Consider the following 26,187-nt stretch of genomic DNA (forward strand, 5'->3'; position numbering starts at 1 on the left):
CAGCTTAGCTTTAACCGATCCTCCGACGCCTTGAAGCCGCCAGAAACCGGAGCCGCCGCCCACATGTCCCTTCATCTCAATCACTATGTCAAAGAGCGACGCCGCACCCGAAAGTGAGGCGCTACTCAAAGGCGCATGGCAGACTGCAGAACAGTCCGCCAGGAAACCAGTGAGTATGATTTTTTCGCGTCGGCCGAAGACCACCGTGAAAGCCGGCGACGCTTTCGCATCGTGCCGGGAGCGCTCATCTATGGGGGGCGTCCCCACCCGTCAACCCATCGAATCAAAAAAAGGACGTAAAATCACTCGATCCGTCGATTCAGGACGCCGCAGCCGCTCTCTCGCGTACGCGCCAGCCCTTCGGTTGATCAGGCCCATTCCCGGCAAGGCACGACTCCTGAATTCCAGCGGACACCGATTGTGGTACAATACCGCACGCGGTCCGGCGTCGCCGGCCGCGCGCGCCCTCCGCGCCTCCGGGGTTCCGCCCTGAGCATCGCGGGCTTTACGGCGGTTGAGAATCATATGGGATGTTCGGATCGCCGATCGCAACCGCGCCGTTGCCGGAGGCGACATTGCCCGCGCCGATCGACACGGCCTGGCCATTGATCGCCCGGGCACCCGCACCCAATGCGACCGAACGGTTGCGTCCGGCAACATTGGACGGGCCGATGGCAACGGCATCGGTGCCGGTCGCCCGCGAGCCTGGCGCGCTGTTGTTGGCGCGGAAATAGGCCCCATTCGCCAGTGCGGTGTTGGCGGTCGCCCCGGCAGCGGTCGACACCGCGTCGAGCTGATTCAAAATGACCGCATCGGCCGCCGCCGTGCCGGCGGCAACATTGATCAGCTGACGCTCGGCGCCGCCGCTACCAAGGGAAACGCCGTTGTCGCGGTTGGTCACCGACCCTTGGCCCAGCGCGATGCTGCCTGCATGCAGGGCGCGCGCCTGCTGGCCGATTGCGGTGCTGCTCTCACCGCTCGCTTCGGTCGCCGGCCCGTCGCGGTGCTATTGCGCTCCCAATGCGGGGCTGAAAACGGCGGCGGCGCTGCTTTACCCGATCGCGATGCTATTGTCCCCGCTGGCCGTGCTGTCCTGTCCGTCGCAGTGCTCCTGTCCCCCGTGGCAGAGGAATTCGTCCCACATGGGCGCGGGCCCGTCGTTGCACTCCGACGTCGGATCGGCGCGTGCCGGCGAGGGAAATGCGAACATGGCAGCTTGGTCTCCATCACGAACGGCACCCCGCGGGGCGCTGTTTCCGACTTGCCGCGGGAAATCCCGGCATGAGTCGGGCGGACGCTAATCGGGATCGAATGCGCGAGCGTCGAACGTTCGTCCAAGAAAATGCCGACGGGATCTCGATACGCGTTTGCAATGACAGCAATCGTCCGCGGCACGCTTCTGCCTTCGCAGGCGGAGCACCGACTTCGGATGCACGAGCCCTGAATTGAGGCGGGTTGCCGTTTTCGTAGTCACGCGGCATGGGGGCAGCTCGCTACGAGGCTCGAGAGGCAGGCATGAAGGACAGGCTGGTAACGCTGATCGGCGGCGGCGGATTTCTGGGCCGCTATGTCGCGCAGGAACTTTATCGCGCCGGCGCGCGGGTTCGTGTCGCGCAGAAGCGGCCGCGCGATGCCTGGTTCCTGAAGCCGCTCGGCGGGCTCGGCCAGACCCAGTTCGCCGCGGCGGACGTTACGGCGCCCGGTTCGGTCGCCCGCGCGATCGAGGGGTCCGATTTCGTCGTCAATCTGGCGGGCACATTCGGCGCGAAGATGCGCGCGGTGCATGTCGACGGCGCCCGTAATGTCGCCGAAGCGGCGCGGCGCGGCGGGGTCGAGGCGCTGGTCCAACTCTCCGCGCTGGGTGCCGACACCGAATCGCCTTCCGCTTATGGCCGCACCAAGGCCGAGGGCGAGCGTGCGGTGCGCGATGCGTTTCCGTCCGCGACGATCCTGCGGCCGTCGCTCCTGTTCGGCCGCGAGGACGCATTCGTGAACCGCTTTGCCGGGCTGATCGCGAACGCGCCGGTCGTGCCGGTGCTGCGACCCACGGTGAAGTTCCAGCCGGCCTATGTCGCCGATGTCGCGCAGGCGGTGGTGAAGGCTTTGGCACATCCCGCCGCGCATGGCGGTCATATCTACGAACTGGGCGGTCCCGACATAGTGACCATGGCCGAGCTCCATCGCTGGATCGCCGGTGCGATCGGACGCGACGCGCATTTCATGGAGTTGCCCGATGCATTGGGTGGCCTCGTCGCTTTGTTCGGTGCGCTGCCGGGCGCGCCGATCACGCTGGATCAGTGGCGCATGCTCCAGCGTGACAATGTCGTTTCGGCCGGCGCCGGCGGGTTCGGGAAGTTCGGCCTGACGCCGACGCCTTTGGCCGCCGTCGCGCCGAACTGGCTGGTTCGTTTCCGCCGCCATGGCCGATTCGGCCAGTTGGGCGAAGCCGCCTGAAATCCTGCCCGATAAAGGCCGCCGGCACGGGGCCGGCTGCCGCGTGAACGAGAGGCCTCTCCCTTATGACCGAACTTCTCGTCGCGATCCTGCTCGGCATCGTCGAGGGCGTCACCGAATTCCTGCCGGTATCGTCGACCGGCCATCTGATCCTCGCGAGCGAGCTGATGGGCTATGATGCCGCGCAATGGGCGGTGTTCAACATCGCCATCCAGCCCGGCGCGATCCTGGCGATCGTAGTGCTCTATTGGCGGACCTTCCTTGCGGTGTTCAAGGGCCTGCTGCGCTGGGAGGCGGCCTCGGTCGCCTTCGTGCGTAACCTGCTCATCGCCTTCGTTCCCGCGGTGGTCCTCGGCCTGGCTTTCGGCGATCAGATCGATGCGCTGCTCGAGAATGCCGTGGTCGTCGCCTGGGCGCTGATTGCCGGAGGCGTGGCAATTCTCGTGATCGAAAAGCTCGCCCGGACCGAGAACGTGTTCGGCATCTCGGGAGTCTCCACCATGCAGTCGATCAAGATCGGCCTCGTGCAATGCCTCGCCATGATCCCCGGCGTCAGCCGTTCGGGTGCGACCATCATGGGGGCGATGGCACTCGGCATCGACCGCCGCACCGCCGCCGACTTCAGTTTCTTCCTCGCCTTGCCGACCTTGACCGGAGCGACGGTATTGCAGCTCTACAAGCACCGGGATGCGATCACCGCCGACAGCCTGGGGCTGATCGCAGTGGGCTTTGTCGTTTCCTTCGTGGTGGCGCTTGCGGTGGTGAAGGCGTTCCTCGCGATCGTCACCAAGCACGGTTTTGCGCCTTTTGCCTGGTACCGAATCGTCGCCGGGGCAGCAGCATTGGTGTGGCTGGGAATGCGGTAGGACCGCATCGGCCCTTTATTTCTGCGCAATAATGTTGCAAATTGAGCTTTCCACCAGATGAATCGATAAATAGGGCAGTGTTACTGCCTTTTATGTCACGCGCCCTTGGAATAAGGGGCTCGCATGGCAGACGATGCGATGCTCAAATTCGTGGCGCGAGGGCAGGAGTATCCGGCCAAGCGCGAGGCTGAACTCCGCGCGGAGGATTTCCGGGAGATCGCGGATCGCTATGCCGTGCCCGACGCAAAGGCGCAGGCCGGGCGCTGCTCGCAATGCGGCGTCCCTTATTGCTCGGTGCATTGCCCCCTGCACAATCACATCCCCGATTGGCTGCGGCTGACGGCGGAAGGGCGGCTGCGCGAGGCGTACGAGCTCTCCAATTCGACTTCGACCATGCCAGAGATCTGCGGTCGCATCTGTCCGCAGGACCGGTTGTGCGAAGGCAATTGCGTGATTGAATTCTCCGGCCACGGCGCAGTGACGATCGGATCTGTCGAGAAGTTCATCACCGACAAGGCATGGGACGAAGGATGGGTCGAGCCCGTCCGCGTCGGCCCGGCACGCGGCCAATCCGTGGGAGTCATCGGCGCAGGGCCGGCGGGTCTCAGCGCCGCCGAATATCTGCGCGAGATGGGCTATGACGTGCACGTCTATGACCGGCACGACCGCGCCGGCGGGCTGCTGACCTATGGCATTCCCGGCTTCAAGCTCGAGAAGCACATCGTCATGCGCCGCGTCGCCCGACTCGAAGAGGCGGGAATCACGTTCCACACCGGCTTCGAGGTCGGCCGCGAAGCCACGCTCGAAGAACTGCGGGCGCGCCACGACACGCTGCTGATCGCCACCGGCGTCTACAAGGCCCGCGCGATCAAGGCGCCCGGAGTCGGCGCTGCGGGCGTGGTCGAGGCACTCGATTATCTGACTGCCTCGAACCGCAAGGGCTTCGGCGACGTCGTGCCCGCATTCGACGATGGCAGCCTGAATGCCGTGGGCAAGAACGTCGTCGTGATCGGCGGCGGCGACACCGCGATGGACTGCGTCCGCACCGCGATCCGCCAGGGCGCGGCATCGGTGAAGTGCCTGTATCGCCGCGATCGCGCCAACATGCCCGGCTCGCAGCGCGAAGTCGCCAATGCCGAGGAGGAAGGCGTCGAGTTCGTCTGGCTCTCCGGGCCCGAGGCGTTCGATGGCACCGACAAGGTGACCGGCGTGCGCGCGTCGAAGATGCGGCTGGGTGCACCCGACGCGTCCGGCCGGCGCGCGCCCGAAGTCGATCCCGGCGGCGCGTTCCAGCTCAACGCAGACCTCGTGATCAAGGCACTTGGCTTCGAAGCCGAGGATCTGCCCAGGCTGTTCGGTTCGGAAGGGCTGGGCGTAACGCGCTGGGGCACGCTGCGCACCGACGGCAGGACCATGATGACCAGCCTCGACGGCGTGTTCGCGGCGGGCGACATCGTGCGCGGCGCGAGCCTCGTCGTCTGGGCGATCCGCGACGGCCGCGACGTGGCGGCGCACATGCATGCGTGGATGCGGGCGAAGGCGAGGGTTGCCGCATGACGGGCATCGTGAGGGCACAAGGATCGACGATCGCTCTGGCGCTTGCGCTGGCGCTGCCCGGCGCTGCGGCGGGGCAGACTGTCCCGCCGGCTGCTCTGCAAACGGCGCCGGCCGATCCGGCGCGGCTCGCAGTAGCGGGGAAAGTCGTCGCGAAGCTGGTGCCGCAGGGCGTCTATTTGCGCATGATGCGCGACGCCTTTCCGCAGATGATGGATGCGATGATCGGCCAGATGAGCGGGCTGACCCCCACCGAGCTCGGCGAGGAGGACACCAGGGGCAAGACGCTCGAGCAGATCGCCGCCGAGCGCGACCCCGCCTTTCGCGAGCGCATGACGATCATGACGCGCGTGATCAGCGACGAAATGGGCAAGGTAATGGACAAGCTCGAACCGCGCGTCCGCGTCGCGCTGGGCAAATCCTTCGCGCGCCGCTTCACGCTTCAGCAGCTCGGCGAAATGGACGCGTTCTTCGCGACGCCGACGGGCGCCGCCTTCGCGCAAGACTATCTGCTGACCTTCATGGATCCCGAGATGGTGCAGGAAATGTCCGCTGCCGCGCCCGAGATGATGCGCGTGATGCCCGCCGTCATGAAGCGCATCGAGAAAGAGACCGCGCACCTGCCGCCGCCGACCAAGCCCGAGACCAGCCAATGACCGATAGCGAACGCACCCGCCTCGCCCGCGAGGGCATGTACCGTCCCGAGTTCGAAGGCGATGCCTGCGGCGTGGGCATGGTCGCCGCGACCGACGGTCAGCCGTCGCGCCGCGTCGTCCAGTCGGCGATCGATGCGCTGAAGGCGGTGTGGCACCGCGGCGCCGTGGATGCCGACGGCAAGACCGGTGATGGCGCCGGTATCCATGTCGACCTGCCGGTGCGCTTCTTCGACGACGCGATCGCAGCGGGCGGGCATCGGGTGATGCCGAACCGGCTCGCCGTCGGCATGATCTTCCTGCCGCGCACCGATCTGGGCGCGCAGGAAAGCTGCCGCACGATCGTCGAATCGGAAGTCATCGAGGCCGGCTACACCATCTATGGCTGGCGCCAGGTGCCGGTCGACGTTTCGGTCATCGGGATGAAGGCGCAGGCGACGCGCCCCGAGATCGAGCAGATCATGATCGCGGGTCCGATGCCCGATGCGGTCGACGCCGCCGAATTCGAGAAGAACCTCTATCTGGTCCGCCGCCGGATCGAGAAGCGCGTGATCGCCGCGCAGATCAGCGGATTCTACATCTGCTCGCTGTCGACGCGCTCGATCATCTACAAGGGGCTGTTCCTCGCCGAGAGCCTCAGCGAATTCTATCCCGACCTCAAGGACGAGCGCTTCACCAGCCGGGTTGCGATCTTCCACCAGCGTTATTCGACCAACACCTTCCCGCAATGGTGGCTGGCCCAGCCGTTCCGTTGTCTCGCGCACAATGGCGAGATCAACACGATCCGCGGCAACAAGAACTGGATGCTCAGCCACGAGATCAAGATGGCGAGCATCGCGTTCGGCGAGCAGAGCGAGGACATCAAGCCGGTGATCCCGGCGGGCGCATCGGACACCGCCGCGCTGGACGCGGTGTTCGAGGCGATCTGCCGTTCGGGCCGCGACGCCCCCACCGCCAAGCTGATGCTGGTGCCCGAGGCGTGGGACGACGACACGCCGGAGAGCCATCTGGCGATGTACAAATATCTGGCGAGCGTGATGGAGCCGTGGGATGGCCCTGCCGCGCTGGCGATGACCGACGGCCGTTGGGCCGTGGCGGGCGTGGACCGGAATGCGCTGCGTCCCTTGCGCTACACCCAGACTTCGGACGGCCTCCTTATTGTCGGCTCGGAGACGGGCATGGTCCAAATCTCCGAATCGAGCGTCGTCGCCAAGGGACGGATGGGTCCGGGGCAGATGATCGCGGTCGATCTGGACAAGGGCGTGCTGTTCGATGACGCCGCGATCAAGGACCGCATCGCCGGCGAAGCCAATTATGCCGCGATGATCGGCGAGTTCATCACCATCGACGACCTGCCCGCGCCCGCCGACCAGCCCGGCCATTACGATCGCGCCGAACTGACGCGCCGCCAGGTCGCGGCAGGACAGACGCTCGAGGACATGGAGCTGATCCTCGCCCCGATGGTCGAAACCGCCAAGGAAGCCATCGGGTCGATGGGCGACGACACGCCGCTCGCGGTGATCTCGGACAAGCCGCGGCTGATCAGCCAGTTCTTCCGGCAGAATTTCAGCCAGGTCACCAACCCGCCGATCGATTCGCTGCGCGAGCGCCAGGTGATGACGCTGCGCACGCGCTTCGGGAACCTGGCGAACATCCTCGATCCCGAAGGCGCGCCCGGACGCGTGCTGGTGCTCGAGAGCCCGGTGCTGACCAATGCCGACTGGCATCGCCTGCGCGCGCATTTCGGGGCGCAGTCCGCCGAGATCGACTGCACCTTCGACGCCAAGGGCGGTCCCGAGGCATTGCGCGAGGCGATCAAGCGCATCCGCTACGAGGCCGAGCAGGCTGTCCGCGCTGGCTGCACCGAATTGTTCCTGACCGACGAGCATCTCGGCGTCGACAAGGTCGCGATCGCGGGCGTGCTCGCTGCGGCCGCTGTCCACACCCATCTCGTGCGTCGCGGACTGCGCTCTTATGCGTCGGTCAACGTGCGCTCCGCCGAATGCCTCGACACGCATTATTATGCGGTGCTGATCGGCGTCGGCGCGACGACGGTGAACGCCTATCTGGCCGAGGCATCGATCGCCGATCGGCAGGCACGCGGTCTGTTCGGCGACCTCAGCCTCGCCGAATGCCTCGAGCGCCACCGCAAGGCGATCGACGAGGGGCTGCTCAAGATCCTGTCGAAGATGGGCATCGCAGTGATCTCGTCCTACCGCGGCGGCTATAATTTCGAAGCGGTCGGTCTCAGCCGTGCGCTGGTCAACGATCTGTTCCCCGGCATGCCGGCCAAGATCTCGGGCGAAGGCTATGCCTCGCTCCATCTCAGCGCGATCATGCGCCACGAGGCGGCGTTCGACCGCGCGGTTGCGGCATTGCCGATCGGCGGCTTCTATCGCCAGCGCCACGGCGGCGAGACGCATGCCTATTCGGCGCAGCTGATGCACCTGCTGCAGACCGCGGTGTCGACCGACAGCTATTCGAGCTATCTGCAATTCGCGCGCGGGGTGCGCGACATGCCGCCGGTCTATCTGCGCGATCTGCTCGAGTTCAATTTCCCGAACGAAGGCGTGGCGATCGACCAGGTCGAGGCGATCACCGAAATCCGCAAGCGCTTCGTGACGCCGGGCATGTCGCTCGGCGCACTCAGCCCCGAGGCGCATGAGACGCTGGCGATCGCGATGAACCGGATCGGCGCCAAGGCGGTGTCGGGCGAGGGCGGCGAGGACAGGCTGCGCTACAAGCCCTATGAGAATGGCGACAACGCCAATTCGGTGATCAAGCAGATCGCCTCGGGCCGCTTCGGGGTCACCGCCGAATATCTCAACGCCTGCGACGAGATCGAGATCAAGGTGGCCCAGGGCGCCAAGCCCGGCGAGGGCGGCCAGTTGCCCGGCTTCAAGGTGACCGAGTTCATCGCCAAGCTGCGCCATGCGACGCCGGGGGTGACGCTGATCAGTCCGCCCCCGCACCACGACATCTATTCGATCGAGGACCTCGCGCAGCTCATCTACGACCTCAAGATGATCAACCCGCGCGCGCGGGTCTGCGTCAAACTGGTCAGCTCGGCAGGCATCGGCACCGTCGCGGCGGGCGTCGCCAAAGCGCATGCCGACGTGATCCTCGTCGCCGGCCATGTCGGCGGCACCGGCGCCAGCCCGCAGACTTCGGTGAAGTATGCCGGCACGCCGTGGGAAATGGGCCTGACCGAAGTCAACCAGACGCTCACCCTCAACGGCCTGCGTGGCCGGGTGACGCTGCGCACCGATGGCGGGCTCAAGACGGGGCGCGACATCGTCATCGCCGCAATCCTCGGCGCCGAGGAATTCGGCATCGGCACGCTGAGCCTCGTGGCGATGGGCTGCATCATGGTGCGCCAGTGCCATTCGAACACCTGCCCGGTCGGCGTCTGCACGCAGGACGAACGGCTGCGCGCGAAATTCGTCGGCACGCCCGAAAAGGTCATCAATCTGATGACCTTCATCGCCGAGGAAGTGCGTGAGATCCTCGCCAAATTGGGCTTCAAGAGCCTCGACGAGATCATCGGGCGCACCGAATTGCTCCGCCAGGTCAGCCGCGGCGCCGAGCATCTCGACGATCTCGACCTCAACCCGATCCTCGCCAAGGTCGATGCCGACGATTCCAACCGGCGCTTCAGCCTCGCCACCTTCCGCAACGAGGTTCCCGACAGCCTCGACGCGCAGATGATCCGCGACGCAGCGGCAGTGTTCTCGCGCGGCGAGAAGATGCAGCTGACCTATTCGGTGCGCAACACGCACCGCGCGGTGGGCACGCGGCTCTCCTCCGAGGTCACGCGCAAATTCGGCATGTCGACGCTCGCCGACAACCACGTCCAGGTGCGGCTGCGCGGCTCGGCGGGCCAATCGCTCGGCGCGTTCCTGTGCAAGGGCATCACGCTCGAAGTGTTCGGCGATGCCAACGACTATGTCGGCAAGGGCCTGTCGGGCGGCGTCATCGTGGTGCGCCCGATGGTGAGCTCGCCGCTCGCCAGCCAGGACAACACGATCATCGGCAACACCGTGCTCTACGGCGCGACTTCAGGCCGTCTGTTCGCCGCCGGACAGGCCGGCGAGCGCTTCGCGGTGCGCAATTCGGGCGCCGAAGTGGTGGTCGAGGGCTGCGGCGCCAATGGCTGCGAATACATGACCGGCGGCACCGCGGTGGTGCTCGGCAAGGTCGGCATGAACTTCGGCGCCGGCATGACCGGCGGCATGGCCTTCGTCTATGACGCAGATGGCAGCTTCGCCGCCCGCGCCAATCCCGAAAGCATCGTCTGGCAGCGCCTCGCCTCGGCGCATTGGGAAGCGAAGCTGCGCGGGCTCGTGGAGGCACATGCCGACTCGACCGACAGCAAATGGTCGCAGGGTATCCTCGAGGACTGGGACCGCGTGATCGGGCTTTTCTGGCAAGTCGTGCCGAAGGAAATGCTCACCCGGCTTTCGCACCCGCTCGACGATGCAGTGGAGGCCGTGGCGGCCGAGTGATCGGTTCAGCCTAGGCTAAGGCATCGGAACGCATATATGATGGTCATCCTGACGACTCGGGAGAATGTCATGCGTCTCGTCCCCGTTGCCGCTATTCTGTGCGCCCTTGCCGTCCCCGCCGCCGCGCAATCGCGCGCCGAGACCGATGCCGTGCGCCGGCTGAACGATCCGATGGTGCAGGAAGGCGTCGCGATGGCGATGAGCGCGCTGGCGGGCATCGTGCTCGACACCAGGGTCGGGCCGCTGGCGCGCTATGCCGATCCGGACGAGGATATCCGGCCCTCGGATACGCTGCGCGACGTCGAACGCCGCAGGGACCCGCATTTCGAAACCAAGCTCCACGACCGGACGCGCCGCGCGGTCGGCACCGTGGGCGCGGTGTCCAGCGATGCGCTGGCGATGAGCGGCGAACTGGCACGCACCGCCAACCGGCTGCGCGCGGCGCTGGCGCCGCTCGCGAGCATGGCCGAGGCCTATAGCGACGATAATTGACGCATCCGCTGGACGCGCCGCGCGTCCACGCTAGATACGAGTTGCATGTGGCAACTCCTGCAATTCCCGCTCTGTCCGTTTTCCCGCAAGGTCCGGCTGCTGCTCGGCGAGAAGGGCATCGGCTATGAGCCGGTGCGCGAATCGCCCTGGCTGCGGCGCGACGAGTTCCTCGACCTGAATCCCACCGGCCAGGTGCCGGTGATGGTCGATACCGAGCGCGGCGTGACCTTGATCGATTCGACCGTGATCTGCGAGTTCTTCGAGGAGACGGTCAGCAAGAACGCGATGATCAACGGCACCGCTACCGATCGTGCCGAGATCCGCCGGCTGGTGATCTGGTTCGACGACCATTTCTACGGCGACATCACCGCGCCCTTGCTCCACGAACGGATGATCAAGCGCGTGGTCCACAAAACCGCCCCCGATGCCAAGGCGCTGCGCGAGGCGATGAAGGCGGCGGTCGCGCACCTCGATTATATCGATTACCTGCTCGACCATCGCACCTGGCTCGCGGGCCCGACGATGAGCCTCGCCGATCTCGCCGCCGCGGCGCAGATCTCGATCGCCGACTATCTCGGCGGGATCGACTGGAAGAGCCACGATCAGGCCAAGCGCTGGTATGTCGGCATGAAGAGCCGCCCGAGCTTCCGGCCGCTGCTGTCCGAACGGATGGAGGGGATTCCGCCGCCCGCGGATTACGAGAAGCTGGACGTGTAGGCCCGAACGCGTCGAGAGGAGGCGATCTGCGATATAAACTGCATTTGCAGATCCCCATCACCCTCGACGCGCCTCGTACCTGTCAGCGGCCGCCTCCGGCCATTTGCGCGCGGCTGGCCTGCGCGGCGACGGCCTGGTTGCGCAGCGCCGCGACTTCAGCGGTCTTTTTGATGACGCAGCGCCGCGCGGCGAACTGACGCCCCGTGTCGACCGTGGCCTCGGACGCAAGACAGACCGACCGGATCGCCCCTGCAAGACGGCGATCGAGCGTCTTGATGCCCGCCTTCGTCTGCAGGTTCAGGTCGGCATGAACGACGCGAACCACCGGCTTCGCCTCCTGCGCATGCGCCGCGACCGGCAACAGCGCCAACACGGTCAGGGCCATTTTGAAAATCTTCATCTCGATTGCTCCTCTTCGTTCCGAGGGCTTCCAGATGCGCCGCTCCGGTAAGCGGGACCAGCAAATCGCTGGGCTACAGATATAAATTGTGCTTATATCATGCGCATGCCTACCTTGCCTCCGCTCGCTGCCGTTCGCGTCTTCGAGGCCGCCGCACGTCACGAGAATTTCAGCCGGGCGGCGGACGAGCTCGCGATGACGCAAGCGGCGGTAAGCTATCAGATGAAGGTGCTCGAGGAGCGGCTGGGCGCCACGTTGTTCGTTCGCCATGGCCGCGGGATGACGCTCACCGAGCTGGGCCGCAGGATCGCCCCGCAGGTCACCGCCGCCTTCCATACGCTGCAGGAAGCTTTCGCGATCGCGCGCACCGAGAGCGACACGATCCTCTCGATCACCGCGCCGCGCACGTTCGCCACCAACTGGCTTGCCGGCCGGCTCGGCACCTTTCACGCCGCCCGGCCCGACCTGACCGTCAGGCTGGATGTATCCGACCAGCTGATCGATCTCGCCTCGAGCGAGTTCGACGCGGCGATCCGGGGCATGCCCTGCCCCACGCCGGGTCTGGTATCGCATTTTCTGATGCGGATGCCCGTGACGCCGCTGGTCAGCCCATCCTTCCTCGCGTCCCACAAGCTGTCGACGCCGGAGGATCTGTTCTCGGTCCCGCGCCTCTCGCCGGAAGACGATTGGTGGGATCTGTGGTTTGAGTCACTTCCCGGGCCGGAAGCGCAGCAGCGATCCGGCCCGGCAATCCGGTTCGAATCGCAAGTGCTCGACGGGCATGCCGCCATTGCCGGCCACGGCGTCGGGATCCTCTCCCCGCCCATGTTCAGGTCGGCGATCGACGCAGGACTGCTGGTCCAGCCGTTCCCGCATGTCGCCACCTACAGGAACGCCTATTGGCTGGTTTATCCCGAGCATAAGCGGTCGCTGGCGAAGATCCGGGCGCTGCGCGATTGGCTGCTCGCGGCTGTCAGAGAGGCGGCTGGAGACGATATGACCCTATTGACGCCGTTACCGTCGCTTTAGGCTGCCAACCTTTCGAACGCTTGGGATTCATGCGCCTACATTAGGAAGCGCGGACGCTCGCCCAGGCGGTGCCGATTTCCTCGAGGCTGGCCGCGGCTTCGCGGAAGGGAGCGGGATCGCTGCCGAGGCTGGCATGGATGACCTGCTGGCGAATGCCGTGATAGAAGGTCGCCAGGGTCCGCGAGACTTCGCCGCCCTTGTCGAAATCGAGTCCCGCCTCCAGCGCGAACAGGATGGCCGTGGCGCGCGAGACGCGCTCGCTCTTGATCTGGACCTGCCGCCCCTCGGCAGCGCAGGCGGCGGCGCGCAGCGCGGCGACGCCTTCCTCGTAGAGCAGGCCGACGAGACGGTGCGGGTCCGCGCCCGTCGTGCGGCCGGTCAGGTCGATCTGGCGATAGGTGGCGGCAGGATTGGCAAGCGCGGTCGCGTAGCGGGTCATCGCATCAATCGTCCGAATTCCACGCCGCGATCTGCTGGGTGAGGAAGCTCTGCGTCGATTTGTACGCCGCCACCTTCGAATCCATCGCCGCAAATTGCTGGGTCATCCGCGCGCGCATGGTCTCCGCCGCGGCGAGTGCGTCCGCTTTGTCGTCGGCGACGTCTTCTTGCGCGTCGTCATAGAGCGCCAGGCTTGCGGCGAGGCCGGTGGGCCGGCCGAAACGCGAGTCCGAAGCCTTGCCGATGGCAGTTTCGGCGATTTTGGAGAGCGCCGTGGTGAGGCCGGCGCCGCCGGCGAACATCGCCTCGAGCTGATCGGGATAGGTGTTCAACACCTTCGAGAGCCGCGCCGAATCGACTCGCAGTGTGCCGTCGCGCTGCGTGGCGACACCGATGTCCGCGAGCTTGCCCGGGACATCGTCGGTGGCGCCGGGCAGCAGGATGGTGAGCGACAGTCCCTTGAGCTGGCGCAGCAGCTCCTTCGCCGCCGGATCGCCCCGCAGCTCGCCCGAAATCGGGTCCACAGCAGCCTTCACCATCTTGTATATCTGGTTGTAGGTCTCGACGAAATTGGCGACCGCCTCGCCCAGCTCGGTGGTGGGCCGCGTCGAGCCGATGGCCACCTTGGTGCCCACCGAAGCGGCGACGAGATCGAGCCGCACGCCCGGGATCAGGTTCGAGATGTTGTTGGTCGGATAGGTGACGTCGACGCCGTCGAGCGAGACGAGCGCATTCTGGGCTGCCGCGTTGATCGTCGAACCGCTCGCGTCGCGGCCGATATCCAGGCTCGCCAGAGCGCCGCTGCCCGAAAGCTCGAACGCCTGCGAGGCACCGGTGGCGCTCTTGACCACCAGCCGCGCGCCGTTGCCGTCGGTGATCACCGATGCGGTGATGCCGGGCTTCGCGGCATTGATGGCGTCGGCGACGCCCTGAAGCGTGTCGTGCGCGGCATCGATCGTGATCGTGATCGGAGCGCCGGTCCCCGCGGTGAAGTCGGTCATCGCGCCGTCGGCGACCGTGGCGGTGCCTAAGGTGAGGGTCAGCGTGCCGGTGCCGATCACGCTAGCGGCACCGTCGGCGAAGGCGGCGGTGCTGGCGACCTGGCCCTGGGCGAGCTGGCGGACTTCGATGCTGGCGTTCAACCCGGCGAGCGTCGCGCCGGGAAGCCGGGTCACCCTGACGATGCCGGTGTTCGCGCTGCTGGGTTGGGTGGCAAGCGTGCCGCTCGTGGTAAGCTGCGAGAGCGCATTCGCGAAATCGCTGATCCCGCTCCGCACTTCGCTGACCTTCGATATCTGCGCGGTCAGCTTCTCGCTTTTCGCGGTCAGCGAAGCGTTCTTGTTGGCGAAGGAGGCATCGACGAGTTGGCCGACCAGCGACGTGATGTCGATGCCCGATCCGGTGCCCAGAGTCTTCGCAATCGATTCGATGGCCATCGTTTCCCCCTGTCCCAATAAGCGGCCGCGCAGGCGCGCGCTTTAGGCCGGACGCTCCATTTTCTCGCCATTCTCGTCGAACAGGGCGCCGGCGGGCACGGTGACCGGCGGCTGGCCGCCGCCCGCCCGCTGGTTGACCCCGAACACGAAGGCGAGAACCGTCGCGATGGCGAGATAGAGGTCGTCACGAACCTCCTGCCCTTCGCGGCTGGTGTAATAAACGGCGCGGGCAAGCTGCGGATATTCGAGCACCGGCACTTCGAATTCGCCGGCGAGTTCGCGGATCGCGAGCGCGGTCTGGCCGCGGCCCTTGGCGACGACCACCGGCACCTGGTCCTTGCCCGAATCATAGCGCAAGGCGACCGAGAAGTGCGTCGGGTTGGTGAGCACCACATGCGCGGTGGCGACCGCTTTCCGGTAGCCACCCTTGAGGATCTCGCGCTGGCGTGCGCGCTGCTGGGCCTTCAATTCGGGCGAGCCCTCGGTTTCCTTATGCTCTTCCCTGACCTCCTGCTTGGTCATGCGGAGCTGGCGGAAGTGGCGGACCATCTGGATCGGCAGGTCGACGCCGGCGATGATCAGCAGTCCACCGGCCATGACGAACATCAAGGTGAGGAACTGGCCGCTCAGCGATCCGACGGCACCGTGCAGGTCCGACGAGACCAGCCCGAGCGAGCGATGCGTGATCGAACGCAGCATCCAATAGCCCATCGCGCCGAGCAGGCCGACCTTGAGCAAGGACTTGCCCATCTCGATCCAGCCGGTCGGGCCGAACATCCGCTTGAGCCCCGAGGCCGGATTGATCCGCGAACCCTTGGGCGCGAACAATTTGTTGTTCCAGCCGATCGAGCCGAGCCCGGCCTGGCTGAGGATCGCGGCGATCACGGTGAGCGCGAACAGCCCCGCGAGCGACGGGGCGAGCTTCCATCCCGCCGATGCCAGCGGCCGCCACGGCTCGAAATTCTCGACATCGCCGCGCCCGAACGAGAAACTCGCGGTCATCACTTCCTTGCATGCGCCGATCAGCGAGGGGCCGAGCAACGCCATCCATGCGCAGCCGGCCAGGATCACGATCGCAGTGCCGAAATCCCTGGATTTGAGAAGCTGGCCTTCCTCTGCCGCCTTGCGCTTGCGCTTCGGTGTCGGGGCTTCCGTCTTTTCGCCGAAGCTCTCCATCAGCCGAGCACCAGCCGGGGCGCGGCGTCGAGCGCCTCGCGGACGATGACGAGGAGGTAATCGCCCATCGCAGGGAGGGCGAGAAGGATCGCTACCACGCCCATCGCAAGGCTGGCAGGCAGGCCGACCGCGAACAGGTTGAGCGCGGGCGCGGCGCGGCTGAGCATCCCGACGACGACGTTGAGGCACAGCAAAAGAAAGCCGACGGGAAGTGCGAGCAGCAGCCCGGCGAGAAAGGCGTAGCCGCCGAACAGGGCGATGCTCAGCAGCCGCTCGGGCGCGATCCATGCGCCGGGAGGCATCGCTTCATAGCTGCGCACGACGAGGTCGACCAGGACTAGATGCCCGTCGACCGCGAGGAAGAGCAAGGTCAGCAGCAGCGAGAGGAACTGGCCGAGCGCCGGAGTCGAATGGCCGCTGGTCGGGTCGACGGCATTGGCGAAGCCGAGCCCCATCGACATGCCGATCACTTCGCTGGCGATCAGCGGCGCCGAGAAGGCGATCTGGAGCACGAAGCCGATCGCGAGGCCGATCAGCGCCTCCGCGGCGACCGCGAGCATCGTGGTGAGCGAGAAGATCTCGGCGGGTGGCGTGATGTGGGTGGTGTTGATCACCAATATGCCGATCGCGCCGGTCAGCGCGATGCGCGCCGGCAGCGGAATCGCGATCGCGCTGAACACGGGGGCGGCGACGAACGCCGCGCCGATCCGCACCATCGCGAACAGCAAGGTCCAGAGCTGCGGCTCGATCGAGAGGCCGAAGCCCATCATTGCCTATTTCACCAGATCGGGAATGCGCTCGAAGATGCTCGTGGTGAAGTCACCGAGCAGGCCGAGGATCATGCCGCCGAAGATCACCAGGCTCACCGCCACGACGATCAGCTTGGGGACGAAGGTGAGCGTCTGTTCCTGGATCGAGGTCGCCGCCTGCACCATGCCGAGGATCAGGCCCGAGAGCAAAGCCGGCAGCAGGATCGGCGCCGAGGCGAGCGCGAGGACCCACATCGCCTCGCGCGCGACGGTGAGGAAGTAGTCCGCGTCCATGCGGCTAGGTCCCGAAGCTGGCGGCGAGGCTGCCCATCGTCAGCGCCCAGCCGTCTACCAGCACGAACAGCAGCAGCTTGAACGGCAAGGAGATGATCGTCGGCGACATCATCATCATGCCGAGGCTCATCAGCACCGTGGCGACGACGAGGTCGATGACGATGAAGGGCAGGAAAATGAGGAAGCCGATCTGGAATGCCGTCTTGAGCTCGCTGGTGACGAACGCCGGGAGCAGCACCGAGAAGGGCACGTCGGACGGCTTGGCATAGGGGCCGCTCTTCGCCATGTCGGCGAACATCTTCACGTCGCGGTTGCGGGTCTGCTTGATCATGAAGCCGTGGAGCGCGTCGCCGGTGCCGGCGATCATCTGCGTCGCACTGATCTCGCCGCGCGCATAAGGCTGGATCGCAGTCGTGTTCGCCTGGTTGATCACCGGCGACATGATGAAGAAGCTCAGGAACAGCGACAGGCCGATCAGCACCTGGTTGGGCGGCGTCTGCTGGAGGCCGAGCGCCTGGCGCAGCACCGACAGCACGATGATGATCCGGGTGAAGCTGGTCATCATCAGCAGGATGCCCGGCAGCACCGTGAGCAGGCCCATGATGATGAGGACCTGCAGCGACAGGCTGAGCGGCGCGCCGCCGCCGCCGAGATCGCCCAATGCGCGATCGACTGCGTCCCCCACGCCGGGCGTGGCGACGGGTGCCGGCGCCGGCACGCCCTGGGCGAACGCCGGCGCGGTGAAGAGGATGAAGAAAGCGAGCAGCCCGACGAACAGCGCCGCGCGCCCGCCTACCGAGCGGGGAGCCGAAAGCCGTGCGAGCATCAGCTTGCCGCCTTGTCCACGAGCGTGACGCCGCTGCGGCTGACCGAGACGAGCAGCTTCTGCCCCTCGAACTCCACCACCGCGAGGCGCAGGCCCGGCGCGAGCATCATCGTCTCCTTGACCTGCACCATCCGCGTGCCCTGGTTCTTGGGCAGCCGCGCCTCGAGCTTGCGCCACGCATAGAGGCAGCCGATCAGCAGACCGCAGACCAGCGGCAGCAGGATCACCAGCTTGAGGATGTACGACCACATCATGCGCGGGCGGTCCGCTTCTCGGGGCTGACCAATTCGGTCATCCGCACGCCGAACTTCTCGCCGACGGTGACGACTTCGCCGCGGCCGATCAGCGTGCCGTTGACGAAGATGTCGAGCAATTCGTTGGCGTCGCGGTCGAGCTCGATCACGCTCTCCTCGCCGAGCGCGAGCAGTTCGCGCAGGGACAGGGAAGTCGAACCGATCTCCACGGTCAGCTTGACGTCGACGTCCTGGAGCAGCCGGAAATTGGTCGCGAGCGCGGTTTCGACTGCGAATCCGCCGGTCATGTCGTTCATCGGAAGTCCTCTTCGGTGAGCGGTTCGAATTGGGTGAGCCGGACCGCGGCGCGGCCGTTGGCGGTGCCGACGAGACCAGTGCCGAGGCGGCGCGACGCCACCATCACCGGGACCTCGGCGCCGAAATCGATCGGGATCACGTCGCCGGCCTGCAGCTCGAGCAGGCGGCCCAAGGAGACCACCGGCTCGGCGAGCACCGAGCGGATCGGGAATTTGACGCCCATGACCGCCCGGGTGAGGCCGCTGCGCCACTCGGGCTCGACCTCGGCTGGGATGCCGTGAACCTTCACCGCGAGCGCGGCGCCGTGCGGCTTCAATGCCGCGACGGGGTAGAGGATATCGACGAAGGCGGGCTTGCGCTCGCCCAGCGCCATGCCGAAGCGCGTGACGATGACGGGATCGTCGCCGGCGAATTCGGGGAGCGCGGCAAGGCTACCGCCCTCGACCGCGCGGAAGGCCACGCGAGTCAGCGGCTCCCAGGCGGCCTCGAGCGGCGCGGCGACCGCAGCGGCGAGGCGCACCGCCAGCGTCTCGGCGGCCGGCGTGAATTCGACTGGCAAGGGATTGGGCGCTTCGCCGTCCCCGCCGAAGAACGCGTCGAGCATCTCGAGCAACTGCTTCGCGTCGATCGCCAGATGCACGTGCGCGCGCGAACTGCCCATCGCCAGCGGCTGCCACGCAGTGAGGCCATGGCCGCGCTCGGTGCGATAGTCCGCCCAGCGCTGCACCGCGAGCGGTTCGGCCCAGACGCGCATCTCGGCACGGCACATCCCGTCGAACACCGGCTTCAGCGACTTGGCGAGCCGCGCGCACAGATGCTGCAGCGTGACCAGATCGCCGAACGGGTTGAGGTTCGACGATCCCAGCACCGGCGCGTGCTCCGCGCTGGCCCGGGGGCGTTCCCGCCGTTCGGCCGTGCCGATGTCTGAAGGGGCGTTAACCATGCCCGTTCACTGAACGATGAAATTGGTAAAGTAGACGTTACTTACGCCGCCGAAACCTTCCTTTTCCTTCAGCACGCCGTTGATCGCCTTCGCCAGCCGGTCCTGGATCTGGCGCTTGCCCTGCGCGGTGAAGACTTCTTCCTCGGTGGTCTCGCCCAGCGCCATCAGCACCTGCGAGCGGATCGCGATCTCGTGCGTCTTGATGTTCTCGACGACGCGCTCGTCATAGGGCGTCGAGACGGCGATGCCGACCTGGACGAAATGGACGCTGTCCTGGAGGTTCGAGGTGAACTCCTTTTCGAGCGGATAATAGGTCGAGGCATATTTGTCGCCGCCTTCGCCCTTGGGCGTCGGCTTGCCGTGGCCGGCGGAGCCGCCTTCATTGCTCTCGCCATGGCCGCCCTCGCCGCCGGCACCCGCACGCTTCTCCTCGCTCTTGGGAACGAGCCTTGGCGCGTCGTCATGCGCGTCGGCGGGCTTCACGCTGAACCAGCCGGCCTGCATGCCATAGACAGCGGCACCGCCGCCGGTGCCGAGCAGCGCGATGGGGATGCCGACGAGGAGGAGAAGCTTGCCGCCCCTCTTCTTCTTGGGCGCAGGAATTGCGTCAGGTGTATCGGCCATGATGGTCTCCGTTGATCTCAGGCGATGCGTTTATTGGTGGGATCGGTGGCTTCCGCCGCCTCCGCCGCGCGCGGCGCGGGCGATTGCGGCATCGGGACTTGCTGGGCGTGGCGGGCCGAGCCCTGTCCCGCCCCGCCGCCGTCGACGCTGGTCTGGCCGAGCTTGACGCCGCGAGCCTCGGCCAGTTCGGAGAGGCGCGGCTGCGCCTCGGTGAGGAGCTGGCGCGCGGCCGGCGTCTCGGTGGCGAAATGGACATGGATGCGATCGCCGTCCTGGCGGATCGATACGTCGACCTTGCCGAGCGCCTCGGGCGACAGGCTGAGGCGCGTTTCGCGCGACGGCGAGGCATCGCGCATCGCCTCGAGCCGGTCGACCATCTGCCCCATCCATTCCTGGCGGCGCATGTCGAGCGCGCTTTGCTGGACATCGGCGGCAGCGGCGATCGCGTGCGGCCGGACGATATCGCCTAGCGCGACCGGTGCGCCGGCAGGCAGCAGATCCTGGATCAGCGTCCGGTGCGTCTCGGTCGGCGCGGCGCCGGTAGCAGCGGCGGCGAAGAGCGCGGCCGCGAGCTGGGGTGCCGAAGTGAGGGCCGGTGCTTCCACCTGCGCCGGCTGCGCGACCGGCACGGCGACCCGGAGCTTGACGGGCTCGGCAGTGTCGGGCTGGGCGAGCTCGGGCCGAAGCTCGGGGGCCCGGGCTGCGTCGAGTTCGAGCTGGGCGGTTTCGGTGCCGGTGCCGTTTCCGGGGATGAGCAGCGATGGCGCCGGAAGCGCTTCGCCCTGCTCAGCCGCTCCGTCCAGGCCGATAGCGACAGGAGGTGGAGCGATGCCGAGCGGCGTGGCCGGCGCCGCCGGCGGCGCGATGGGAAGCGCGAACCACGCGAATGCGATATCCTCGGCGTCGGGTGCCGCTTCCTCGCCTTCGGCCCCGGGATCGGGATCGCGTTCCGGCCGGGTCTTGCCGGGGGCGGCAAGGATTTGCCGGCCGGGCACGAGGATCTCGCCGGCTTCGGCGGCAGCCGCATCCCCACCGGGCAGCGCGAAGCTGCCGGCTGCGCCTTGTGCAGGCGCGGCCGCGCGCACGGGCCCGTGCGGGATCGCGGCGGGAAGTGACGAAAGCTGGATCAACTGCAAAGACCCCCGGTGAAACGTTCACCGGGCACTTCAGCAAATATCGTGCCGTTTTCTGGAGTTGGCCGGCAGCGCCTCGAGGTCGCGCAGCGCCTTGAGCGCGGCCTTGACGTCTTCGCGCTCGATCAATTTCTCGATCGCGCTCTGATCGCGATGCGCCTCGCGGGTAGCGGCACGGGCATTTTCGAGCCCCTGCTGGGCGACGACGATGCGCCGCTCGGCGGCGTGCGCCGATTGGTGGAGCCGGTCGCGATAATGCGCGGCGGCGATCAGCGAGGTGGCGAAAGTCGGAGCCGGCGTCGCGACGGGCGCGACATTGGCGGCGAGCGCCGCGATGCGCTCGCGGAGCGTCTCTTCCTGATCGACCTTGCTGCGCGCATGCACTTCGGCGGCGCGGACCTGATCGAGCTGGAGCGTGCGGACACGCAGAAGCCGTTCGAGCTTCTTCGCCGTCCTAGGCATCGACATTCAGCAAACTGGCTCCCCTCCCTCCTAGGGAGGGGCAGGGGGTGGGTGCGCGCGTCTGCGCGCCCAAAGAATCTCTGGCGTGACAGCAAAGGACACCGGCCGGGGCATCGAGCCCCAGCCGGTGCCACCCACCCCTGACCCCTCCCTTGCAGGGAGGGGGAAGAGTTGAATATCGATACGGCCTACGCATCGCCGAACACGCCGGTCAGCTCGGCGATCGCGTCGGGCAGGGTCACGACTTCGTCCGCGCCCTGGCGGATATATTCCATCACCGCCGGATGGCAGGCGATCGCCGCGTCGATCTCGGGATCCGCGCCGGGGCGATAGGCGCCCATCAGCACGAGATCGCGGTTCTCCTCATAGGTGGCGAGATGCCGGCGCAGTACGCGCGCGGCGTGGATGTGATCCTTGTCCGCGATGTCGGTCATCACGCGGCTCACCGAGGGACCGAGATCGATCGCCGGATAGACGCCGCGTTCCGCCAATGCGCGGCTGAGCACGATATGGCCGTCGAGGATCGAGCGCGCGCTGTCGACCACCGGGTCGTTGCCGTCGTCGCCGTCGGCGAGCACGGTGTAGATCGCCGTGATCGATCCGCCCGACGAGACGCAGGTGCCCGCGCGTTCGATCAGGCTGGGCAGCATCGCGATGGCGCTCGGCGGGTATCCGCGCGCGCTGGCCGGCTCGCCGAGCGCGAGACCGATCTCGCGGCCGGCATGCGCCACGCGCGTGAGCGAATCCATGATCAACAGGACCTTCTTGCCCTCGGCGCGGAAGCTCTCGGCAATCGCAGTGGCGCGCAGCGCGCCGCGGATGCGCAGCACCGGCGAGTGATTGGCGGGGACCGCCACCACCACCGAACGCGCGCGGGCGGTGCCGAACACCTTGGTCTCGAGGAAATCGGCGACTTCGCGCGAACGCTCGCCGATCAGTCCGACCACGACGACATCGGCCTGCGCCGCACGGACGATCATGCCGAGCAGCACCGATTTGCCGACGCCGGATCCCGCCATGATGCCGACGCGCTGGCCCTGGCCGATGGTGAGCAGCCCGTTGATCGCGCGGACGCCGACGTCCATCGGTTCGAGAACCCTGCCGCGATCGAGCGGCGACTGGAGCTTGCCGGCAAGCGGCCATTTGCCTGGCCCCCGAACGGGTCCGAGCCCGTCGATCGGCTTGCCGGCGCCGTCGACGACGCGGCCGAGCAGGGCGGCGCCGACTTCGGCCTCGCCCGGAGGGCCGATCGGACGCACGGGTGCGTTGGGAAGCAGGGCGGCGGGGCCGCCCAAATTCATCATCAAGGTCCGGCCGGCCCGGAAGCCGATCACTTCGGCTTCGATCCGGCTGGCCCCGTCGCCGACCGCGCAGACGGTGCCGACGGGCAGCGAGAGGCCGACCGCCTCCATCAGCAGCCCGTCATAGGAGGAGAGCCGTCCCGAGACCTTGGGCCGCGGCGCGAAGTCGCGGCAGCCCAGCCCGTCCAGATAATCGTCGGTGAACTTGTTCAGCATGCGGGCGGGATCGGAACGCGGTCGATCGCCTGCGCGAGCTGCTCGATCCAGATGTCGGGACCATCCTCGACGATCGTCGAGGCGCTCTCGATCACGAAGCTGCCGCGCGTCACGTGCGGATCGCCGACCGGGAAGATCGTCGCCGGAAGCTTGCCCTGGACGAGCGGCACATCGTCGGGATGCAGCCGCAGCAGCGCCGATTCGGCACCGTCGGCGAGTAAGTCGACCGCAGCGGTGATCCGCGCGGCGAGGATGTCGGGCGCGATGCCGGCATCGCCGATCATCCGCTGGACGAGATGGAGCACGGTCTGGCGGAGATGCCCCGCCATGCGCTCGCGATCGAAATGCGCTCCGGCGGCGAGCGCGGTCGAGACCTGGTCGAGCAAGGCGGCCTCGCGGGCGTGCGCCTCCTCGATTTCGGCGAGCGCGGCGGCGCGGCCCTCGGCGAAGCCCGCCTCGTGCGCGGCGGCGATCGGATCGATGAAGGCGGTGGGCGCGGGCGGCACTTCGGCAGTGAACGGATCCCAGCCTTCGGTGGGGTTCACCCCCGGATCGGCGGGCGAGAAATGGCGCGGCGAGACCGGCGCCGGTTCCTCGAACCCGCGGCGGCCGATGCTGCCGACATCGGCGGCGGCGAACGCCGCGCCTTCGCCGAACGCGCGCTGGAGCACATTCGCGGCGGCCTGGATGCGGCCGGAAAAGCCCGGGGCGAAATCAGACATAATCGTCGTCGCCGCCCTTGCCCGGCATCTGCAGCGTGCCGTCCTTCACGAGGCCGCGCGCGATGGCGATCATCACCTTCTGCGCGTCGAGCACGTCGGCGAGCTTCATCGGCCCGCGCGCTTCCATCTCGTCGCGAATACCGTCGGCGGCGCGGCTCGACATGCAGCCGAGGAAGCGATTGCGGACATCCTCCTCGACGCCCTTGAGCGATTTGACCAGCACGTCGGCATCGATGCTGCGGATGAGGGTCGAGAGATTCTTGTCGTCGAGCTCGAGCAGATTGTCGAAGACGAACATCGCCTCCTCGATCGCCTTGGCGACTTCGCGGTCGATCTTGGCGAGCTTGGGCATGACGCGCTGCTCGGTGATCTTCCGGGCGCCCGACAGGATCTTCGCCGCCTCGCGCGTGCCGCCGAGCTGGAGCCCGATCGATTTGCGCGCGCCGCTCGCACGATTGGCGAGCATCGCCTTCAAGGTCTCGATCGCCTCGGGGGGTACGGGCCCCAATTTGGCGACGCGGCGCAGTATCTGCGGCTGCGCGTCCGGCGGCAGATGCTCGAAGACCTGGGCTGCGACTTCGGGATCGAGCTGCGCGAGCAATACCGCGGCGATCTGCGGATGCTCCTCGGCGATCATCGACGCGATCTCCTCGGGCTCGAACCATTGGAGCTGTTCGAGCCGGGCCGTCGCCTCGACGGGCACGATCCGGGCGAGCACGCCTTCGGCGCGATCGGCGCCGAGCGCACGCGTCATCATCCCCTCGACCTGCGGCCGGGGATCGAAGACGATCGAGGAACGGCCGCGCGCCTTGAACACGAAATCGTCGAGCACCTGCTCGACCTCGGCCTCGCTGACATCGGCGACGGTGAACATCGCCCGGCCGAGATCGCGGACCTCGTCGGGATCGAGCTTCTGGAGGATGGCCGCGGCCTCCTCTTCGCCGACCAGCATCATCAGGACCGCGGCGCGCTCGACGCCGTTGAAGCTGCGCAGCGCGTTCATCGGGCGTCCGCCTTGATCATGTCGCGGACGGCGAGCGCGGCACGCGCCGGATTTTCCCGCGTGAAGCCGCGGACCAGCCCGACGCGATCGTCATAGCTGTTGCCGCGATCCTCGAGCATGTCGATCGACACGCTCGGGACGGGTGGGCCCTGGCTGTCGGGGCTGCCGATCGGCAGCGCGGGGCGCTGCGTGGCGTCGTCGCGCTTCTTGAGCAGGGCCTTGGCGAGCGGGCGCACGCCGAGCAAGAGGACCAGCAGGGCGATCACCAGGGCGGTCGCGTTGCGCGCGGCCATCGGCACCCATTCGGCCTCGTACCAGGCCGGACCGGTCTTGCCGGCATCGGCCGCGATGCTGAACTTGCGGCTGACCACGGTGACCTGGTCCTGGCGCTGGGCATTGTAGCCGACGGTGGCGCGGACCAGCTCGTTGATCTGGTTGATCTCGGCGATGCCGCGCGGCTTGCCCGGCTCCTCGCGGAGCAGCACCGCGACCGAGAGGCGGCGGACATTGCCGGGCACCGCGCGGGTGACCGAGATTTCCTTGCCGGTCTCGTAGGTGCGGGTGAAGCTGTCGCTCTGCTTGCCCTGGGGCGGCGTGGCAGGCGTAGCGGTTGCCGTTGCGGCGGCGGCACCGCCTGCATTGGGCGCGACCAAAGTGCTGACCGGCGGCGGCGTGTTCGAGAGCGCGCCGGGGATGCCGCCGGGGGTCTGGCCGTCCTTCGACGTGCCGGTCCATGCGCCCTGCTCGGCGCGCATCACCTGGCCCTGCTTGTCATAGCTTTCGCGCGTGGCCTGGCTTTCGTCGAGATCGACATCGGCCTGGACCTCGGCAGTGAAGTTGCCGGCGCCGACCATCGGAGTCAGCAATTGCGCCAGCTGCTCGCGATATTTGTCTTCGACGCGGCGCTGGAAATCGATGCGGGTGTCGCCGGCGGTGCCGTCCTTGCCCCCGGATTTGGAGAGCAATGCGCCCATCTGGTCGACGATCGTCACCGCATCGGGCTGCATGCCCGGCACCGACGAGGCGACCAGGTTGACGATCGCGCGGATCTGCGGCTCGCCGAGCGCGCGGCCGGGCTGGAGCTTGACGATGACGCTGGCCGAGGGCGCGGCCCGATCGCGGACGAAGGCGGAGGCCTCGGGCGTGGCGAGATGGACGCGCGCCTCGGCGATCGCGTCGATCTCCTGGATCGAGCGGGCGAGCTCGGTCTCGCGCGCTTGGCGCATGCGCTCGCCTTCCACCGCGCGGCTGACGCCCATCGGCAGGTTGTCGAGGATGGCGTAGCCGCCGGGCGCCGCCTTGGGCAGGCCCTGGCTGGCGAGCAGCATCCGCGCCTTGTGGTAATCGTCCTCTGCGACGGTGATCGATCCCGACCCATCGATGTTGTTCGCGATGCTGGCGCCTTCGAGCGCAGACGAGATCGCCGCCTTGTCGGCATCGCTGACATTGGCGAACAGGATGCGCTGCGGCGAGGTCGCGACCATCGACCAGGCGAGGAAGCCGGCGAGGACGAGCCCGACGAGGAAAACGAACGGCAGGCTGCGCCTGACCGCAGGCTGGCCGAGCAGGCCGGTGAGCTGCTGGAGCGGGGCGCGCGCCGGGGTGCCGGCGGCGTCGGTGGGTGTGAGTGCGTTGCTCATCGG

Annotated in this window: 26 protein-coding genes and 1 pseudogene; 8 read left to right on the forward strand and 19 right to left on the reverse strand. The window is 67.2% G+C overall.

Going from position 1 to position 26,187, the window contains the following annotated elements; genetic code table 11:
• Window positions 1-505: 505 nt before the first annotated feature.
• Entirely contained in the window at window positions 506-784 is a 279-nt protein-coding gene (locus ASE13_RS10525) for a hypothetical protein (RefSeq protein WP_321164352.1), read from the reverse strand.
• 84 nt (window positions 785-868) lie between these two features.
• A pseudogene (locus ASE13_RS20415) lies at window positions 869-970 on the reverse strand (hypothetical protein); the annotation flags it as partial.
• 545 nt (window positions 971-1,515) lie between these two features.
• Between ASE13_RS20415 and ASE13_RS10530 the strand changes: the two are divergent.
• The 7 genes from ASE13_RS10530 to ASE13_RS10560 all read left to right on the forward strand — a co-directional run bounded on the left by ASE13_RS10530 (window position 1,516) and on the right by ASE13_RS10560 (window position 11,241).
• Window positions 1,516-2,454 carry a complex I NDUFA9 subunit family protein gene (locus ASE13_RS10530; RefSeq protein ID WP_056615146.1) on the forward strand — a complete coding sequence of 313 codons (939 nt, stop codon included), beginning with the start codon at window positions 1,516-1,518 and terminating at the stop codon, window positions 2,452-2,454.
• 65 nt (window positions 2,455-2,519) lie between these two features.
• Complete coding sequence (locus ASE13_RS10535) at window positions 2,520-3,320, forward strand: undecaprenyl-diphosphate phosphatase (RefSeq protein WP_056615148.1); 801 nt, start codon at window positions 2,520-2,522, stop codon at window positions 3,318-3,320.
• A 123-nt stretch (window positions 3,321-3,443) separates the two neighbouring features.
• Window positions 3,444-4,877, forward strand: coding sequence for an NAD(P)-dependent oxidoreductase (locus ASE13_RS10540; protein WP_056615149.1), 1,434 nt, complete (start codon window positions 3,444-3,446; stop codon window positions 4,875-4,877).
• On the forward strand, window positions 4,874-5,530 hold the full coding sequence (locus ASE13_RS10545; protein ID WP_156404851.1) for a hypothetical protein: 657 nt from the start codon (window positions 4,874-4,876) through the stop codon (window positions 5,528-5,530). The genes ASE13_RS10540 and ASE13_RS10545 overlap by 4 nt, the downstream gene beginning before the upstream one ends.
• The gene (gene gltB / locus ASE13_RS10550) at window positions 5,527-10,032 is read left to right on the forward strand and encodes a glutamate synthase large subunit (RefSeq protein ID WP_056615154.1); all 4,506 of its coding nucleotides are present in this window, start codon (window positions 5,527-5,529) and stop codon (window positions 10,030-10,032) included. The genes ASE13_RS10545 and gltB overlap by 4 nt, the downstream gene beginning before the upstream one ends.
• 69 nt (window positions 10,033-10,101) lie before the next feature.
• Complete coding sequence (locus tag ASE13_RS10555) at window positions 10,102-10,524, forward strand: hypothetical protein (RefSeq protein ID WP_156404852.1); 423 nt, start codon at window positions 10,102-10,104, stop codon at window positions 10,522-10,524.
• A gap of 45 nt (window positions 10,525-10,569) precedes the next feature.
• Window positions 10,570-11,241 carry a glutathione S-transferase family protein gene (locus ASE13_RS10560; protein ID WP_056615160.1) on the forward strand — a complete coding sequence of 224 codons (672 nt, stop codon included), beginning with the start codon at window positions 10,570-10,572 and terminating at the stop codon, window positions 11,239-11,241.
• 82 nt (window positions 11,242-11,323) lie between these two features.
• On the opposite strand, the gene ASE13_RS10565 is transcribed toward ASE13_RS10560, so the two are convergent.
• Window positions 11,324-11,641 carry a UrcA family protein gene (locus tag ASE13_RS10565; RefSeq protein WP_056615164.1) on the reverse strand — a complete coding sequence of 106 codons (318 nt, stop codon included), beginning with the start codon at window positions 11,639-11,641 and terminating at the stop codon, window positions 11,324-11,326.
• 105 nt (window positions 11,642-11,746) lie between these two features.
• Here ASE13_RS10565 and ASE13_RS10570 point away from each other — a divergent pair, with 105 nt between their 5' ends.
• The gene (locus ASE13_RS10570) at window positions 11,747-12,670 is read left to right on the forward strand and encodes a LysR substrate-binding domain-containing protein (protein WP_235536943.1); all 924 of its coding nucleotides are present in this window, start codon (window positions 11,747-11,749) and stop codon (window positions 12,668-12,670) included.
• Window positions 12,671-12,710: 40 nt separating this feature from the next.
• Here ASE13_RS10570 and fliS read toward each other — a convergent pair whose 3' ends face one another.
• The 16 genes from fliS to fliF form a co-directional block, all read right to left on the reverse strand.
• Window positions 12,711-13,109, reverse strand: coding sequence for a flagellar export chaperone FliS (gene fliS / locus ASE13_RS10575; protein WP_056615168.1), 399 nt, complete (start codon window positions 13,107-13,109; stop codon window positions 12,711-12,713).
• A 4-nt stretch (window positions 13,110-13,113) separates the two neighbouring features.
• The gene (fliD, locus tag ASE13_RS10580) at window positions 13,114-14,544 is read right to left on the reverse strand and encodes a flagellar filament capping protein FliD (RefSeq protein ID WP_056615171.1); all 1,431 of its coding nucleotides are present in this window, start codon (window positions 14,542-14,544) and stop codon (window positions 13,114-13,116) included.
• A 42-nt stretch (window positions 14,545-14,586) separates the two neighbouring features.
• Window positions 14,587-15,720 carry a flagellar type III secretion system protein FlhB gene (gene flhB / locus ASE13_RS10585; protein ID WP_056615173.1) on the reverse strand — a complete coding sequence of 378 codons (1,134 nt, stop codon included), beginning with the start codon at window positions 15,718-15,720 and terminating at the stop codon, window positions 14,587-14,589.
• The gene (gene fliR / locus ASE13_RS10590) at window positions 15,720-16,490 is read right to left on the reverse strand and encodes a flagellar biosynthetic protein FliR (RefSeq protein WP_056615177.1); all 771 of its coding nucleotides are present in this window, start codon (window positions 16,488-16,490) and stop codon (window positions 15,720-15,722) included. The genes flhB and fliR overlap by 1 nt, the downstream gene beginning before the upstream one ends.
• Window positions 16,491-16,493: 3 nt before the next feature.
• Window positions 16,494-16,763: a flagellar biosynthesis protein FliQ gene (gene fliQ, locus ASE13_RS10595; RefSeq protein ID WP_056615182.1), complete on the reverse strand. Its 270-nt coding sequence runs from the start codon at window positions 16,761-16,763 to the stop codon at window positions 16,494-16,496.
• Window positions 16,764-16,767: 4 nt separating this feature from the next.
• Window positions 16,768-17,589 carry a flagellar type III secretion system pore protein FliP gene (gene fliP / locus ASE13_RS10600; RefSeq protein WP_056615185.1) on the reverse strand — a complete coding sequence of 274 codons (822 nt, stop codon included), beginning with the start codon at window positions 17,587-17,589 and terminating at the stop codon, window positions 16,768-16,770.
• Window positions 17,589-17,840, reverse strand: coding sequence for a flagellar biosynthetic protein FliO (locus ASE13_RS10605; RefSeq protein ID WP_235536944.1), 252 nt, complete (start codon window positions 17,838-17,840; stop codon window positions 17,589-17,591). The genes fliP and ASE13_RS10605 overlap by 1 nt, the downstream gene beginning before the upstream one ends.
• Window positions 17,840-18,139 (reverse strand): flagellar motor switch protein FliN, encoded by a 300-nt coding sequence (gene fliN, locus ASE13_RS10610; RefSeq protein WP_056615188.1) that lies wholly within the window; start codon window positions 18,137-18,139, stop codon window positions 17,840-17,842. The genes ASE13_RS10605 and fliN overlap by 1 nt, the downstream gene beginning before the upstream one ends.
• Entirely contained in the window at window positions 18,136-19,083 is a 948-nt protein-coding gene (locus ASE13_RS10615; RefSeq protein WP_056615190.1) for a FliM/FliN family flagellar motor switch protein, read from the reverse strand. Before ASE13_RS10615 ends, fliN begins: the two co-directional genes overlap by 4 nt.
• 6 nt (window positions 19,084-19,089) lie before the next feature.
• Entirely contained in the window at window positions 19,090-19,707 is a 618-nt protein-coding gene (gene fliL, locus ASE13_RS10620) for a flagellar basal body-associated protein FliL (protein ID WP_056615193.1), read from the reverse strand.
• A 17-nt stretch (window positions 19,708-19,724) separates the two neighbouring features.
• Window positions 19,725-20,837 carry a flagellar hook-length control protein FliK gene (locus ASE13_RS10625; RefSeq protein WP_162254688.1) on the reverse strand — a complete coding sequence of 371 codons (1,113 nt, stop codon included), beginning with the start codon at window positions 20,835-20,837 and terminating at the stop codon, window positions 19,725-19,727.
• A 36-nt stretch (window positions 20,838-20,873) separates the two neighbouring features.
• Window positions 20,874-21,308 (reverse strand): hypothetical protein, encoded by a 435-nt coding sequence (locus ASE13_RS10630; RefSeq protein ID WP_235536945.1) that lies wholly within the window; start codon window positions 21,306-21,308, stop codon window positions 20,874-20,876.
• Between the two features lie 182 nt (window positions 21,309-21,490).
• Window positions 21,491-22,819 carry a FliI/YscN family ATPase gene (locus tag ASE13_RS10635; protein WP_056615199.1) on the reverse strand — a complete coding sequence of 443 codons (1,329 nt, stop codon included), beginning with the start codon at window positions 22,817-22,819 and terminating at the stop codon, window positions 21,491-21,493.
• Window positions 22,813-23,541 (reverse strand): FliH/SctL family protein, encoded by a 729-nt coding sequence (locus ASE13_RS10640; protein ID WP_056615201.1) that lies wholly within the window; start codon window positions 23,539-23,541, stop codon window positions 22,813-22,815. The genes ASE13_RS10635 and ASE13_RS10640 overlap by 7 nt, the downstream gene beginning before the upstream one ends.
• On the reverse strand, window positions 23,534-24,544 hold the full coding sequence (gene fliG / locus ASE13_RS10645; protein ID WP_056615204.1) for a flagellar motor switch protein FliG: 1,011 nt from the start codon (window positions 24,542-24,544) through the stop codon (window positions 23,534-23,536). The genes ASE13_RS10640 and fliG overlap by 8 nt, the downstream gene beginning before the upstream one ends.
• Window positions 24,541-26,184, reverse strand: coding sequence for a flagellar basal-body MS-ring/collar protein FliF (gene fliF / locus ASE13_RS10650; RefSeq protein WP_056615207.1), 1,644 nt, complete (start codon window positions 26,182-26,184; stop codon window positions 24,541-24,543). Before fliF ends, fliG begins: the two co-directional genes overlap by 4 nt.
• Window positions 26,185-26,187 lie beyond the last annotated feature (3 nt).

The sequence above is a fragment of the Sphingomonas sp. Root241 genome, assembly GCF_001428865.1.
In the GTDB taxonomy this organism is placed as follows: domain Bacteria; phylum Pseudomonadota; class Alphaproteobacteria; order Sphingomonadales; family Sphingomonadaceae; genus Sphingomonas.

Bases quoted from the DNA above. Each gene is read 5' to 3' on its own strand.
- ASE13_RS10530 (WP_056615146.1), top strand. From the start codon at position 1,516: ATGAAGGACAGGCTGGTAACGCTGATCGGCGGCGGCGGATTTCTGGGC.
- ASE13_RS10535 (WP_056615148.1), top strand. From the start codon at position 2,520: ATGACCGAACTTCTCGTCGCGATCCTGCTCGGCATCGTCGAGGGCGTC.
- ASE13_RS10540 (WP_056615149.1), top strand. From the start codon at position 3,444: ATGGCAGACGATGCGATGCTCAAATTCGTGGCGCGAGGGCAGGAGTAT.
- ASE13_RS10545 (WP_156404851.1), top strand. From the start codon at position 4,874: ATGACGGGCATCGTGAGGGCACAAGGATCGACGATCGCTCTGGCGCTT.
- gltB (WP_056615154.1), top strand. From the start codon at position 5,527: ATGACCGATAGCGAACGCACCCGCCTCGCCCGCGAGGGCATGTACCGT.
- ASE13_RS10555 (WP_156404852.1), top strand. From the start codon at position 10,102: ATGCGTCTCGTCCCCGTTGCCGCTATTCTGTGCGCCCTTGCCGTCCCC.
- ASE13_RS10560 (WP_056615160.1), top strand. From the start codon at position 10,570: ATGTGGCAACTCCTGCAATTCCCGCTCTGTCCGTTTTCCCGCAAGGTC.
- ASE13_RS10565 (WP_056615164.1), bottom strand. From the start codon at position 11,641: ATGAAGATTTTCAAAATGGCCCTGACCGTGTTGGCGCTGTTGCCGGTC.
- ASE13_RS10570 (WP_235536943.1), top strand. From the start codon at position 11,747: ATGCCTACCTTGCCTCCGCTCGCTGCCGTTCGCGTCTTCGAGGCCGCC.
- fliS (WP_056615168.1), bottom strand. From the start codon at position 13,109: ATGACCCGCTACGCGACCGCGCTTGCCAATCCTGCCGCCACCTATCGC.
- fliD (WP_056615171.1), bottom strand. From the start codon at position 14,544: ATGGCCATCGAATCGATTGCGAAGACTCTGGGCACCGGATCGGGCATC.
- flhB (WP_056615173.1), bottom strand. From the start codon at position 15,720: ATGGAGAGCTTCGGCGAAAAGACGGAAGCCCCGACACCGAAGCGCAAG.
- fliR (WP_056615177.1), bottom strand. From the start codon at position 16,490: ATGATGGGCTTCGGCCTCTCGATCGAGCCGCAGCTCTGGACCTTGCTG.
- fliQ (WP_056615182.1), bottom strand. From the start codon at position 16,763: ATGGACGCGGACTACTTCCTCACCGTCGCGCGCGAGGCGATGTGGGTC.
- fliP (WP_056615185.1), bottom strand. From the start codon at position 17,589: ATGCTCGCACGGCTTTCGGCTCCCCGCTCGGTAGGCGGGCGCGCGGCG.
- ASE13_RS10605 (WP_235536944.1), bottom strand. From the start codon at position 17,840: ATGTGGTCGTACATCCTCAAGCTGGTGATCCTGCTGCCGCTGGTCTGC.
- fliN (WP_056615188.1), bottom strand. From the start codon at position 18,139: ATGAACGACATGACCGGCGGATTCGCAGTCGAAACCGCGCTCGCGACC.
- ASE13_RS10615 (WP_056615190.1), bottom strand. From the start codon at position 19,083: ATGGTTAACGCCCCTTCAGACATCGGCACGGCCGAACGGCGGGAACGC.
- fliL (WP_056615193.1), bottom strand. From the start codon at position 19,707: ATGGCCGATACACCTGACGCAATTCCTGCGCCCAAGAAGAAGAGGGGC.
- ASE13_RS10630 (WP_235536945.1), bottom strand. From the start codon at position 21,308: ATGTCGATGCCTAGGACGGCGAAGAAGCTCGAACGGCTTCTGCGTGTC.
- ASE13_RS10635 (WP_056615199.1), bottom strand. From the start codon at position 22,819: ATGCTGAACAAGTTCACCGACGATTATCTGGACGGGCTGGGCTGCCGC.
- ASE13_RS10640 (WP_056615201.1), bottom strand. From the start codon at position 23,541: ATGTCTGATTTCGCCCCGGGCTTTTCCGGCCGCATCCAGGCCGCCGCG.
- fliG (WP_056615204.1), bottom strand. From the start codon at position 24,544: ATGAACGCGCTGCGCAGCTTCAACGGCGTCGAGCGCGCCGCGGTCCTG.
- fliF (WP_056615207.1), bottom strand. From the start codon at position 26,184: ATGAGCAACGCACTCACACCCACCGACGCCGCCGGCACCCCGGCGCGC.